The 12838-nt window shown below is 70.7% G+C and carries 8 protein-coding genes and 1 pseudogene; 3 read left to right on the plus strand and 6 right to left on the minus strand.

Annotation, left to right across the window (positions count from 1 at the left end):
• Together EEJ42_RS16875 and EEJ42_RS16880 are read right to left on the minus strand one after the other, a co-directional pair.
• Nucleotides 1–420 (minus strand): annotated as a pseudogene (locus EEJ42_RS16875) (hypothetical protein); the annotation flags it as partial.
• Complete coding sequence (locus tag EEJ42_RS16880; protein ID WP_184503127.1) at nt 417–1451, minus strand: ABC transporter ATP-binding protein; 1035 nt, start codon at nt 1449–1451, stop codon at nt 417–419. The gene EEJ42_RS16880 and the pseudogene EEJ42_RS16875, both read right to left, overlap by 4 nt.
• A gap of 377 nt (nt 1452–1828) precedes the next feature.
• Here EEJ42_RS16880 and EEJ42_RS16885 point away from each other — a divergent pair, with 377 nt between their 5' ends.
• Both EEJ42_RS16885 and EEJ42_RS16890 read left to right on the plus strand, forming a co-directional pair.
• Nucleotides 1829–2452, plus strand: a complete 624-nt coding sequence (locus EEJ42_RS16885) for a thioesterase II family protein (RefSeq protein ID WP_246096807.1) — start codon at nt 1829–1831, stop codon at nt 2450–2452.
• A gap of 67 nt (nt 2453–2519) precedes the next feature.
• Complete coding sequence (locus EEJ42_RS16890; protein ID WP_123100743.1) at nt 2520–3932, plus strand: class I adenylate-forming enzyme family protein; 1413 nt, start codon at nt 2520–2522, stop codon at nt 3930–3932.
• A gap of 77 nt (nt 3933–4009) precedes the next feature.
• Here the strand turns inward: EEJ42_RS16890 and EEJ42_RS16895 are convergent, their stop codons facing one another.
• Both EEJ42_RS16895 and EEJ42_RS16900 read right to left on the minus strand, forming a co-directional pair.
• On the minus strand, nt 4010–5671 hold the full coding sequence (locus tag EEJ42_RS16895) for a flavin monoamine oxidase family protein (RefSeq protein WP_123100744.1): 1662 nt from the start codon (nt 5669–5671) through the stop codon (nt 4010–4012).
• 39 nt (nt 5672–5710) lie between these two features.
• Nucleotides 5711–8515, minus strand: coding sequence for a helix-turn-helix transcriptional regulator (locus EEJ42_RS16900; RefSeq protein ID WP_184503128.1), 2805 nt, complete (start codon nt 8513–8515; stop codon nt 5711–5713).
• Nucleotides 8516–9121: 606 nt separating this feature from the next.
• On the opposite strand from EEJ42_RS16900, the gene EEJ42_RS16905 reads away from it, so the two are divergent.
• A complete protein-coding gene (locus tag EEJ42_RS16905) occupies nt 9122–10060 on the plus strand; it encodes a sulfotransferase (RefSeq protein WP_484422007.1) in 939 nt (312 codons plus the stop codon).
• A gap of 76 nt (nt 10061–10136) precedes the next feature.
• On the opposite strand, the gene EEJ42_RS16910 is transcribed toward EEJ42_RS16905, so the two are convergent.
• A complete protein-coding gene (locus EEJ42_RS16910) occupies nt 10137–10895 on the minus strand; it encodes a succinate dehydrogenase/fumarate reductase iron-sulfur subunit (protein ID WP_123100747.1) in 759 nt (252 codons plus the stop codon).
• Nucleotides 10892–12838: a fumarate reductase/succinate dehydrogenase flavoprotein subunit gene (locus EEJ42_RS16915; protein WP_123100748.1), complete on the minus strand. Its 1947-nt coding sequence runs from the start codon at nt 12836–12838 to the stop codon at nt 10892–10894. Before EEJ42_RS16915 ends, EEJ42_RS16910 begins: the two co-directional genes overlap by 4 nt.

A 12838-nucleotide genomic window follows, 5' to 3' on the forward strand; every position in this document is an offset into this window, starting at 1 on the left:
CGCGGGAGCCGGGGCGGCGGCGGGCTCCCGTACGGCGAGGGCCCCGGCCGGAGCGGGGGCCGCGGCCTGGGCGGGTGCCGGTGCCGGTGCGTTCGAAGCGGCTGCGGGGCCGGTGGCACCCGCGGGGCCTGCGGGACCGTTGGCACCTGCCGGGCCGGTGGGCCGCCCGGTGCGCTTGCCGGAGGACTGGGAGCCCGGCTTGGGCGGCGTGACGGCCAGGGTCAGGGTGTCGCCGATGTCGCTCTTCCCGTCCCCGCTCTTCTCGGAGACGACCGTGCCGCCGATCACCGTGCCCGCACCGGGTCGGCGGTCGGCGGCCCGGTGGTGCTCGCCGTCCTGGCGGCCGGTGGACGGCTCTCCCGCGGCCTTGCCGCCGGAGTTCGCCTCTCCGTCGGGCGTGGGTCGTGTGGAGGTGGTCATCGCAGCTCTTTCCCTGTCAGCTCGACGAAGACGTCTTCCAGGCTCGCCTGGCTGACGCTCAGGTCCTTGATCTCACAGCCGGCGTCGGTCAGGACCTTGAGGCACGTGGGGAGGAGCACCGAGGACGGGGCATCGCTGTAGATCTTCATCCGGGCGCTGCCGTCGCTGCCTTCGGCGGTCCCGCCGCCGAGGATGGACTCGACCAGGTCCTTGTCGTCCTGCTGGATCACCTCGACCCGCTCGACCACATCCAGGCCGCGCACCGTGCCGAGCACCGCGTCGAGCCCGTTGTGCGGCGGCTGCACCGTGACCGACAGCGCGGTGTTGCTGAGCCTGCTCGTCAGATTGTCCGGGGTGTCGAGCGCGAGCAGCTTGCCGTGGTCCACGATCCCGATCCGGTCGCAGAGCTTGGCGGCCTCGTCCATGTCGTGCGTGGTGATGACCACGGTGACGCCGCGCAGCTTGAGTTCGGCGACCCGGTCGCGCACGAACAGCTGCGACTGCGGGTCGAGGCCGGTGGCCGGTTCGTCGAGGAACAGCACGCGGGGGCGGTGCATCAGGGCCCGCGCGATCATCACGCGCTGCGCCTGGCCGCCGGAGACCTGGTCCGCCCGGGCCTTGGCGTGGTCGCCCAGGCCCACCCAGTCCAGGCTCTCGTCCGCGAGCCGGTTCCGCTCGGCGCGGGACAGTCCGTGGTAACCGGCGTGGAAGGTGAGGTTCTGACGGATGGTCAGGGACCGGTCGAGGTTGTTGCGCTGCGGGACGACGGCGAAGGACTGCCGTGCCACCGCGGGCTTCGCCACCACGTCGACGCCCTGTACGAACGCACGTCCGCCGCTGGGAGCGACCCGGGTGGTCAGGATCCCGATCGTGGTGGTCTTGCCCGCCCCGTTGGGGCCGAGGAACCCGAAGACCTCGCCATGGTTGACGGTGAAGCTGAGATCGTCCACCGCCGGGGCGGGACGGCCTGGGTACTGCTTGACCAAGCCGTCGACAACGACGGCGAAATCAATAGGACGTGTTGTGTTCATCGCTGTCGTCGCACCGATTTAATTGGCTTATGGAGAACATGCTTTCGCCATGTCTAACACGGCTGCTTGACTCCAGGTCAGAGACCACCCGTACGTTAGGGGGTAGGGGGAGAAGTCAGGGGGCATGAGGGGGTCCCCAGTTGTGCCCCGCGCCACCTATGGATGCCGTGGTACCCCGCATATAACGCGTACACCGGATAGCGGTTACTAGGGGTTGTGACCGCCACAGCGGGGCCATAACCTCACGGAGTCAGCGCCTCGATCGAACATGGTCGACACGCCCCATCCGTGCACTCGTGCCCGGCCCCCTCAGTGCAATCGCGGGGATGTACTCCTTGAGCCAGGTCAAGCCCGATGATGTGGGCCTTATTCGGATATTGCAAACGGAAACTCCCAGCAGTTTCCGGCTGATCTGCTTCCCGGAGTCCGCCCACTCCACCGCGTACTACCTCTCCCTGTCCGAACTCCTGCTGCCCACCGTGGAGGTGCTCGCGATCCAGTACCCCCTCCACACCGGCTTCGGGGACGGCGCGGACGGTGAGGACGGCGAGCGGCTGATCGACTCCCCGGAGCTGGTCGACCGGATCTTCGGCGCGCTGGGCGAGTGGATGGACCGCCCGATCGCCTTCTTCGGGCACCGGGTCGGGGCCGACCTCGCGTACCGCGTGGCCGAGCGCCTGGAGCGGGAGACCGGGACGCCCCTGCTGACCCTGTTCGTATCCGGCCGGACCGCCCACTGGGGCATGGCCCTGGGTCCGCCGGCCCTCGGCTGCCGGATCGTCGCCCTCGCCGGCGAGGGCGACCCCAAGACCCCGCTGCGCGGCGTACGGGCCTGGCGGCGGCGTACCAGCGGACGTTTCGACCTCGAGGTGTTTCCCGGGTCCCGCGGCTACCTCGATTCGAGCCGGAGAGAGGTCGTGAACCTGGTGCACGACCAACTGCTCTCGCACGTCCCCGTCGACGCCGAGTGGGAGACCGGCGCCGAAGACAAGGGAGCCTAGGCACCACACGGCCGCGGCTGCCCGTACTCCTCAGGCACTCCCCAGGGAAAAGGAAAGAGTACGTTCGATGACCGCGAAGATCTACGCGCTCGACTCGGTGCAGACGCTGGCCGACTTCGAGCTGGACGCGATCCGCGTCGCCGATGTGATCCGCGAGCAGCACGGGGTCGCCCCGGGCGACCGCGTCATCCTCAAGGCGGGCAACTCCGCCGCCTACGTCAGTGTGCTGTTCGCGCTCATGCACGTCGGCGCGTCCATCGTCCTGATCGACCAGCAGGAGCACCCGGACGAGACCCGCCGGATAGCCGGGCGCACCGGCGCCGCCATCGCCTTCGTCGACGACGACTCCCCGATCCACGACGACGGCCGCGTGGTCAACCTCTACGAGGTGATCGCCCCGGCCGCCGGACGCCCGCTCAGCACCCGCGAGCTGTCCTTCGACGCCTGGGCCGACCGGCAGGACGGCCTCATCATGTGGACGTCCGGCTCCACCGGCGAGCCCAAGGGCGCGGTCAAGTCCGGCCGCAAGTTCCTGACCAACCTGGAGCGCAACGCCGCCCAGGTGGGGCACCGGGAGGACGACGTCCTGCTCCCGCTGCTGCCCTTCGCCCACCAGTACGGGCTGTCCATGGTGCTCATCGCCTGGCTCACCCGCTGCTCCCTGGTGATCGCCCCGTACAAGCGCCTCGACCGGGCCGTGCAGATGGCCGGGCGGACCGGCGCGACCGTGCTCGACGCCACCCCGTCCAGCTACCGCACCATGCTCAACCTGGTCGGCCGCAAGCCCTCGCTGCGGGCGCAGCTGGAGCAGGTCCGCATGTTCTGCTCCGGTGCGGCTCCGCTGGACGGCGCGCTCTCCGACGGCTACGTCGCCGAGTTCGGACTGCCGCTGCTGGACAGCTACGGCAGCACCGAGCTGGGCAACATCGCCTTCGCCACCCTGGAGAACCCGGTCTCCTGCGGCCGGGCCATGGACGGCATCAAGCTGCGCATCATCGACGAGTCCGGCGTCCCCGCCGCCCCCGGCCAGGCCGGTGAGATCGAAGTCGACACCCCGGACGCGCTGGAGGGCCACCTCGCCGAGGACGGCGGCCTCGACGCCATGCCGACCGGCTGGTTCCCCACCGGCGACCTCGGCTACCTGGACGAGGACGACAACCTCTTCGTCCTGGGCCGGAAGTTCGCGGTGCACCGCTACGGCTATCTGCTCTACCCCGAGCTGGTCGAGCGCAAGGCCGCCGTCGCCCACATCTCCACCCGGATCGTGCCGCTCCCCGACGAGCGCCGCCGCGGCGATGTGCAGCTGGTCTTCTTCGTGGAGGACGACGAGCGGCGGGACGCCAAGTACTGGCGCGAGCGGCTGTGCGACGTGCTGCCGGTCTACGAGCAGCCCAACCGGGTCGAGGTGCTGGACGCCTTCCCGCTCAACCGCAACGGCAAGCCGGACAAGAAGCGGCTCGAGGAGATCGCGCGCGGCTAGACATATGTGAAGAAGAAGTGGGGGCCGGTGCGGTGCACCGGCCCCCACTTCTTCCAGGGAATCTTCTAGGGATACCCCTAGTCGTACGGAAGCTCCACGGGGGCGAAGTCGTGGAAGCGGTCGCCCGGGCCCGGGTTGTCCGGGTGGGTGGCGCCACCCAGGTGGTTGAGCACCCCCCACACCGCATTGAGCGCCGTGGTCACCGCGCCCTCCGCGAACCCGGCGGTCCAGGAGACGTCGTCCCCGCACAGGAAGAAGCCGCGCTGCTCGGCGGGCATGTCGTCTTGCATGAACTGGGTGAACAGCCGCCGCTGGTAGCGGTAGTGGCCGGGCAGGTTGGACTTGAACGCGCCCATGAAGCGCGGCTCGGTCTCCCAGGTGACGGTCAGCGGCCCGCCGACGATGTGCGAGCGGATGTCGACGTCCGGGTAGATCGCGCCCAGCTGGCTCAGCAGCCGCTCCAGCCGGTCCTCGGGCGTGAGGGTGGCGACCTTCAGCGAGTCGTCGTTCCAGGTGTACGACAGGCACATCACCCCGGGCCGGTCGGGCCCGTCGTCGAACAGGTAGACCCCGCGCGGCATCCGGTCGGTGAGCGTCATGCTCATCACGTCCTGGCCGGTCACCGGGTCGGGGTCCCGCCAGAACGGCCGGTCGACCAGGACGAACAGCTTGGAGGCGCCCATGTAGTGGGTGCGCTCGACCGCCGTCCACAGCGGGGTGGGCAGCAGCTCCGGGTCGCAGTCGATCCGGTTCAGCAGGGTCCAGACGTGCGGGCTGAAGACCACCGCGGGGAACTCGCGCTCCTCGCCGCTCTCGTCCCGTACCCGGATGCCGTCCCCGGCCCGCCGCAGCCGGGTGACCGCGGGCCGCGGCCGGCCGCCGTCGTGCAGCGACGCCAGCGAGGTGCCCCCCGGCCAGTGCGCGGAGGCGGCCGGCGAGTGCTCCCACAGGCCGCGCGGCAGCTGCTGGGAGCCGCCGACGATGCCGACCTGGTGGTCGTCGGCGTCGGTGACGACGACGCGCAGGATCTCCAGCACCGAGTTGGGGAAGTCGGTGTCCCAGCCGCCGGTGCCGAAGCCGACCTGGCCGAAGATCTCCCGGTGGCGGAACGACTGGAAGGTGGGGGAGGTGGCCAGGAACCCGTAGAAGGACTGGTCGTCGAACTCCCTGACCAGCCGGTCCCAGACGGCCTTCAGCGTGGCGGTGTCCCGCCGCTGGATGGCGTCCCGCACGGTGGACAGCTCGGCCCGCTCCTGGAGCGCCTTCTCCCAGGCGTCGGCGACCTCCTGGTAGACGACCGGGAGGTCGTCCGGGGTGCGGGCCTGGCGGCGCCGGCCGTTCAGGTCGATCAGGGTGCTCGGCGTGGACGGCGCGAGGGGGTTCGGAAAGGGGCGGGTGGCCAGTCCGAGCGTGCCGATGTAGTGGAACAGCGCGGTCGCGGAGACGGGGAAGCGCATGGCGCCCATTTCCGCCACATATTCCGGATTCCCGGGAAAGGGCGTGGAACGCATCCGGCCGCCCAATTGCTCCGCTTCGTAGACGACCGGACGCAGTCCCAGGCGCAGGAGTTCATACGCCGCCGTCATCCCGGACATTCCGCCGCCGATGACCGCGACTTCGGTGCCGTGCCGTTCGCTCGGCACCGCGCCCAGACCGGCCGGATGGGTCAGCCAGTTGTCGTAGGAGAAAGGAAAGTCCGGTACCAGCATCGTCAGGGGAGACGCGGGCGCAGACGTCATGGAAACAACCTCTTGGGGCCGTGCGGAATCGCTGGGATATCAGGCGGTGTGGGCGACGTCGAAATCGAGGCTCGCGGGCAGATCGCGGCGCTGGCTGATGTTGATCTTCCGGTAGACCCGGGTGAGGTGCTGCTCGACCGTGGAGATCGTGATGTAGAGCTTGGCGGCGATCTCCCGGTTGGTGTAGCCCGAGGCCGCGAGGGCGGCCACCCGGCTCTCGGCGTCGGAGAGTTCGGAGAACGTGGTGGTGTCCTCGCCGGTGCGGGCCGCCTCCGACAGGGCCGTGCGGCCCGGGGTGCGCTGGAGCGAACGGGACAGCTCCTCGGCGCCGCACCCGTCGGCGAGCCGCAGGGCGCGCCGGGTCATCAGCCGGCTGGTGTCCAGGTCGCCGAGGTGCTTGTGCGCCTCCGCCAGGTCGGCCAGCGCCCGGGCCATCTCGTACCAGCCGCCGGTCTCCTGGAGCACCGTGACGGCCTGCTGGAGCAGGGCGGGCCGCTCGCTCACCGGACGGGTGGCGGCCAGCACGCGCAGCGCGGCGCCGCGGGTGCGCGAGGGCGCCTCGCCGGTCAGCTCCAGCTGCTCCTGCGCCAGCCGCGCGGCCCGGTCCTGGCTGCCGAGGGTCAGCCAGGTCTCGGCGGCGCCGAGCCGCCACGGCAGCATGGCGGGCGAGTCCAGGCCCCAGGCGGTCATCTTCTCGCCGCAGGCCCGGAAGCCGGTGAGGGCGGCGTGCTGGCGCCCGGTGGCCAGCTGGTGGCAGGCACGCGCGTACAGGTAGTGGAGCCCGTAGCGGCTGCGGAACATCTCCTCCGGCACCGGCCGCGCCAGGATCTCGGCGGCGGTGTCGTGGTGGCCCATCGCGGTGTGCGCGTTGACCAGCATCGCGAGCGGCACTCCGACGGCGACGCCCCAGCCGCGGGCCGGAAGCTCCTCCAGCGCCCGCTCCGCGTAGCGCACCGCGTCCGGCAGCCGTCCGGCCCGCAGCGCGATCTGGGCCCGCAGGGCGCGGAAGGCGGCCAGCACCCCCTTGGCGCCGCGCCGTTCGCACTGCTCGATCAGCTGGTCGCACCAGGTGGTGGCGGTGGCGAGCCGGTCCGCGTAGATGAGGACCTGTAGCGCGGCGTGCACGGTCGGCATGGTCGGGTCGGAGAGCCGGGTGGTCTCCAGCACCCGCTCCGCGGCCTCCACGGCGCGGTCGTCGGCGCCGTGGCTCAGCACGGTCCGCAGCGCCTTGCCCGCGGTGAGCTGCGGACACTCGGGGGTCTGCTCGGCCGCCGGCGGGCCGCCCGCGCGGGGGCCGTCCGGCTCGGCCCGCTCCACGAAGGTCCGCAGCTCGGGGGAGCCGGGGAAGGTGGAGGCGAGGGCCAGGTCGATGGTCCGCAGCGTGGTGTCGAGTTCCGATCCGGGGCTCGCGTCCCGGCCGATCCGGCCGAGGGCGGCGGCGGCCTCGGCGGTCTGGCCGAGCGTCAGCAGCCGGAGGAGGACCGGGATGGCGTACTCGGTGGGCAGCTGCCCGTTGCTCGCGGGACCGGCCAGCGACTGGAGCCGGCGCAGCTGGGAGAGCGGATTGAACGGCCACATGGCTTCCACCATCGTGACCTGGAGGATGAGCGTCTCCCGCTCGTCGGTGGTACATCGGTGGGCCATCTGGAGGCAGTTGACGGCCAGTTCCATGCGGTCGGCGGCCACGGCGTGCCGGGCGGCGTCGCGCAGGGTCTCGGGGATCCACTCCTCGACCGGCTCGGCCAGTTCGTGGTGGAGCAGATGGCCCGCCACGTCGATGGGGTCGGCGCCCTCCTCGTGCAGCAGCCGCGCGGCCCGGTGGTGCAGCCGGGCGAGTTCGTCCGCGGGCAGGTCGTCCAGCAGGACGGTGCGCACGTCGGCGCTCCTGAACTGCGCTTCGTGCAGGATGCCCACCTCGGTGAGCGCCGCGACGGCCTGCCGCACCTGCCGCTCCTCGATCGCGACGAGCTTGCTCAAGCGGCGTGCGGACGAGGCGTCGCCCAGCAGGGCGATGCCCTGGGCGATCCGGTGGTGGGCCGGGCCGCCGCGGTAGACGCAGGACAGCGCCGCCTGCCGGAACAGCTCGCCGGGCGCGGGGGTGCCGGTGCCGGGCGCGGTGTCGCGGGGGGCGCAGGTGAGCCGGGAGAACCGGTCGTCCAACAGCCCGCGCAGCAGCAGGAGGTTGCCGCCGGTCAGGTCGTGGAACGCGGCGGCGTGGCGCTCGGCCTCGGCGGGGCCGAGTTCCTCGGTCAGCAGGGTGGTGACGCCCGCGACGGTGAGCGGGGCGAGCCGCACGTGGCACGCGTTCGGCCGGTGCAGCAGCTCGTCCAGGGCCGGACCGGCGGGCCCGGTCAGCGCGCCGCGGGTCAGCACGACGGACAGCGCCTCGGAGCGGCAGCGGCGGATGCCGTAGGCGAGGGCGCGCAGGGACGGCAGATCGGCGTACTGGACGTCGTCGATCGCGATCAACAGCGGTGCTTCGGCGGTGAGTTCGTCCAGCGCGCGGTGGAAGGCCTGGAGCAGTGGCAGGTCGGCCTGGTGAGGGCCGTGCGGGCTGTGCGGGGTGTCGAGGCCCGGCCGGGGGCGGGCGTGCTGATGGCGGGCGGGCATGCCCTGGTAGAGCTGCTCGATGACGGCGTACGGGAATTCCTGCTCGAAGGCGGAGGCCACCGCGTTCAGCACCCGGACGCCACGCGTCCCCGCCGTGTCCGTCACCTGGTGCAGAAGTGCGGTCTTTCCGGAGGCCACGACACCGCTGATGACAGCGTGCCGACTTCCCTCGCGGGCGCCGCCGAACAGGAGGCGCGTGAGCCGGTCTGTCTCCTGGTCGCGCTCCACCAACACTGAAGAAACACCTTCCCCGAATTCAACTTTTGCGCAGGGGTGGTGAAGCACACGCACCGTGCGATGCACGGCGTGCCAATGCTTTGTCCCCCGATGTGCCGTTGCCGCCCCTCCCGGACGACCCTTGGGGGTTGGCAATCCCCAACGTCCGCCGAGGGGCTGACGGATGGGAACTCTAGCAGTGCTGTTGGTACGAAAAGATGACGGAGGTGTCACGCGTGATTACGTTCGATTACGGTAGTTCCGGTGTTCGTTCCTGTGTCGTGGAGTTGTGAAGCTGTCTCGTACACCTAGGTTTGGACTTCCCCGCAGGTGAGGCCGGGGTGACCTGGGGTAACGACCGTCATTTATGTGAAGGTTGCGCGAAGGTGTGGAGGGGCCGGGGACCGACTGGCGCCCCACAGTGTCCTGTTAGGTGTGTTTCACCAGTTGGACACCACGGGATCCCCGAGACGGCCCATGGTGTCCAATGGAGTTCGACCGATCGGGAGGAAAGCGCGCGTGGTCAACCAGAACTTGACGTTCATCGTCGGTACGGGCCGTTGTGGCTCGACGGCTATGTCTCAGGTCGTCAATCTTCACCCGGACGTGCTAAGTATCAGTGAATTGTTCGCCAGTATTCCCGACCCGGAACTGCTGAGCGAGACACCCCTGAGCGGACCGGAGTTCTGGGGGTATCTCTGTCGTCCCAACCCGGTCACCAACAGCATGATCAAAAATGGGGCGACGACGCCGGAGTTCCTCTACCCCCGGCTGCCCAAGCGGCGGTACGACGCCGGGACCACCGGCATACCCGCCATCAGCGTCATGGTCCTCCCGCATCTGACCGATGACCCCGACGCCCTCCTGGACGAGCTGGAACCCGTGGTCACCGCCTGGCCCACCCGCGCCCCGGCGGACCACTGGCGGGCCCTGTTCGCCGCCCTCGCCGCCCGGTTCGGCGGCCCCGGCGCGGTCGTGGAGCGGACCGGCCTGTCCATCGGCCGGGTGCCGGAGATGCGCCGCTGCTTCCCCGAGGCGCGCTTCCTCCACCTCTACCGCGAGGGCCCCGACTGCGCCGTCTCCATGAGCCGCCACTACAGCTTCCGCATGATCCCGCTGCTGAGGGAGATGGCGGACCACTGCGGCCTGGACTCCCCGTACCAGCTGACCCCCGCGCACGCGGCCCAGCTCCCGCCCGACCTCGCTCCGCTGCTGACCGAGCGGTACGACCCCGCCCTGGTGACCGAACGCCACATCCCGCTGGCGGAGTTCGGCACCCTGTGGTCCGAGACGATCATCGACGGACTGGCGAAGCTGGAAGAGGTCCCGGCCTCCCTGCGCACCACGATGTCCTTCGAGACCCTGCTGGACGAGCCGGAGAAGGAACTGGTCCGGCTCGCCGAATTCCTCGGTGTGGAACCGCTCCCGGCCTGGCTGGACGCGGCGACCGCGCTCCTCGACAGCGGGCGCCGCGGCAACGCGCTGAAGCTGGCCGAGGAGGAGCGGGCCGCGCTGCTCGACGCCTGCGCCCCCGGGACGCGCGCGCTGGCCACGCATCCGTAGCCATACGTCGCGCCCGGCACCGGCCCCGCCGGAGACCGCTGCCGGGCGTCCCGCTTTATTCAGCAGGCACTGCTGCTCAACGGGCCCCGCGCCCAGCGTTCTTGAGGCTCGCTCGCAGGAACTCCCGGTTCATGGTGGAGATGGACTGGAGCGGGATGCCCTTCGGGCAGGCCACCGCGCACTCACCGGTGTTCGTACAGCCGCCGAAGCCCTCCTCGTCCATCGTGCCGACCATGTCCAGCACCCGGGACTCGCGCTCCGGCTGCCCCTGCGGCAGCACGTTCAGATGCGTCACCTTCGCCGAGGTGAACAGCATCGCCGAACCATTGGGGCACGCCGCCACACACGCCCCGCACCCGATGCACTCCGCGTGTTCGAACGCGGTGTCCGCGACCGGCTTCGGCACCGGCGTGGCATGCGCCTCCGGGGCACTCCCGGTCGGGGCGGAGACGAAGCCGCCCGAGCCGATGATCCGGTCGAACGCCGACCGGTCCACCACCAGATCCTTGACGACGGGGAAGGCGGCGGCGCGCCACGGCTCCACGTCGATGGTGTCGCCGTCCCGGAAGTGCCGCATGTGCAGCTGACAGGTGGTGGTGCGCTCCGGGCCGTGCGCCTGCCCGTTGATCACCATGCCGCACGCCCCGCAGATGCCCTCGCGGCAGTCGTGGTCGAACGCGACGGGCTCCTCCCCGCGCAGGATCAGCCGCTCGTTGAGGGTGTCGAGCATCTCCAGGAAGGACATCTCCGGCGAGATGTCCTCGACCTCGTACACGGTCAGGGCGCCCGGCTCCTCGGGGCCGCGCTGGCGCCAGATCCGCAGGATGAGCCTCATGCGTAACTCCGCTGGGTGGGGTGGACATCACCGAAGACCAGGTCTTCGCGGTGCAGCACGGGCGCGCGACCCGTGCCACGGAATTCCCAGGCCGCCGCGTACGAGAACGCCTCGTCGTCGCGGGCCGCCTCGCCGTCCGCGGTCTGGCTCTCCTCGCGGAAGTGGCCGCCGCAGGACTCGGTGCGGTGCAGCGCGTCCAGGCACATCAGCTCGGCCAGCTCCAGATAGTCGACGACGCGGTTGGCCTTCTCCAGCGACTGGTTCAGCTCCGTACCGCTGCCCGGCACCTTGATCCGCCGCCAGAACTCCTCGCGCAGCGCCGGGATGCGGTCCAGCGCCTTGCGCAGCCCGGTCTCGGTGCGGGCCATGCCGCACTCGTCCCACAGCAGCTCGCCGAGCTCCCGGTGGAAGGAGTCGGGGGTGCGGTCGCCGTCGTTCTCCAGCAGCCGCCGCAGCCGGTCGGTCACCGACACCAGGGCCTCGGTCACCGCCGGGTGGGCCGGGTCGACCTCGTCGTGCGGATGGCGGGCGAGGTAGTCGTTGATGGTGGCCGGGAGGACGAAGTAGCCGTCGGCCAGGCCCTGCATCAGGGCGGAGGCGCCGAGCCGGTTGGCGCCGTGGTCGGAGAAGTTGGCCTCGCCGATCGCGAACAGCCCGGGCACCGTGGTCTGGAGGTCGTAGTCGACCCACAGTCCGCCCATCGTGTAGTGGATGGCGGGGTAGATGCGCATCGGCACCTCGTACGGGTTCTCCGCCGTGATCAGCTGGTACATCTCGAAGAGGTTGCCGTACTTCTCCTCGACCGCCGCCCGGCCCATCCGCCCGATGGCATCCGCGAAGTCCAGGTACACGCCCTGTCCGCCGGGGCCCACCCCGCGCCCCTCGTCGCACACGTTCTTCGCGGCCCGGGAGGCGATGTCGCGCGGCACGAGGTTGCCGAACGCCGGGTAGACGCGCTCCAGGTAGTAGTCGCGCTCGTCCTCCGGGATCTCGGCGGGCGGGCGCGTGTCGCCCTTCGCCTTCGGCACCCAGATACGGCCGTCGTTGCGCAGCGACTCGCTCATCAGCGTCAGCTTCGACTGGTGGTCGCCGGAGCGCGGGATGCACGTGGGGTGGATCTGGGTGAAGCAGGGGTTGGCGAAGTAGGCGCCGCGCCGGTGGGCCCGCCAGATCGCGGTGGCGTTGGAGTTCTTGGCGTTCGTGGACAGGTAGAAGACGTTGCCGTAGCCGCCGGAGGCCAGCACCACGGCGTCCGCGAAGTGGGTGGACACCTGCCCGGTGATCAGGTCGCGGGCCACGATCCCGCGCGCCCGCCCGCCGACGACGATCAGGTCGAGCATCTCGGTGCGCGCGTGCATCTCCACGTTCCCGGCGGCGATCTGGCGGCTGAGCGCCTGGTACGCGCCGAGCAGCAGCTGCTGTCCGGTCTGGCCGCGGGCGTAGAAGGTGCGGGAGACCTGGACGCCGCCGAACGAGCGGGTGTCCAGCAGACCGCCGTACTCGCGGGCGAACGGCACGCCCTGCGCCACGCACTGGTCGATGATCTCCACCGACACCTGGGCGAGCCGGTGGACGTTCGCCTCGCGGGCGCGGAAGTCGCCGCCCTTGACGGTGTCGTAGAACAGGCGGCGGATGGAGTCGCCGTCGTTGCGGTAGTTCTTGGCGGCGTTGATCCCGCCCTGGGCGGCGATGGAGTGCGCCCGGCGCGGCGAGTCCTGGTAGCAGAACTGCACGACGTGGTAGCCCTGTTCGGCCAGCGTCGCCCCGGCCGCCCCGCCCGCGAGACCCGTACCGACCACGATGACCGTGTACTTGCGGCGGTTGGCCGGGTTGACCAGCTTCGCCTCGAAGCGGCGGCGGTCCCAGCGCTCCTCGATCGGACCCTCGGGGGCCTTGGTGTCGGCGATCGGCGCACCGGTCGCATAGTCCGTGTACGTGTTCAT

Source organism: Streptomyces botrytidirepellens, from assembly GCF_003721215.1.
GTDB lineage: Bacteria > Actinomycetota > Actinomycetes > Streptomycetales > Streptomycetaceae > Streptomyces > Streptomyces himastatinicus.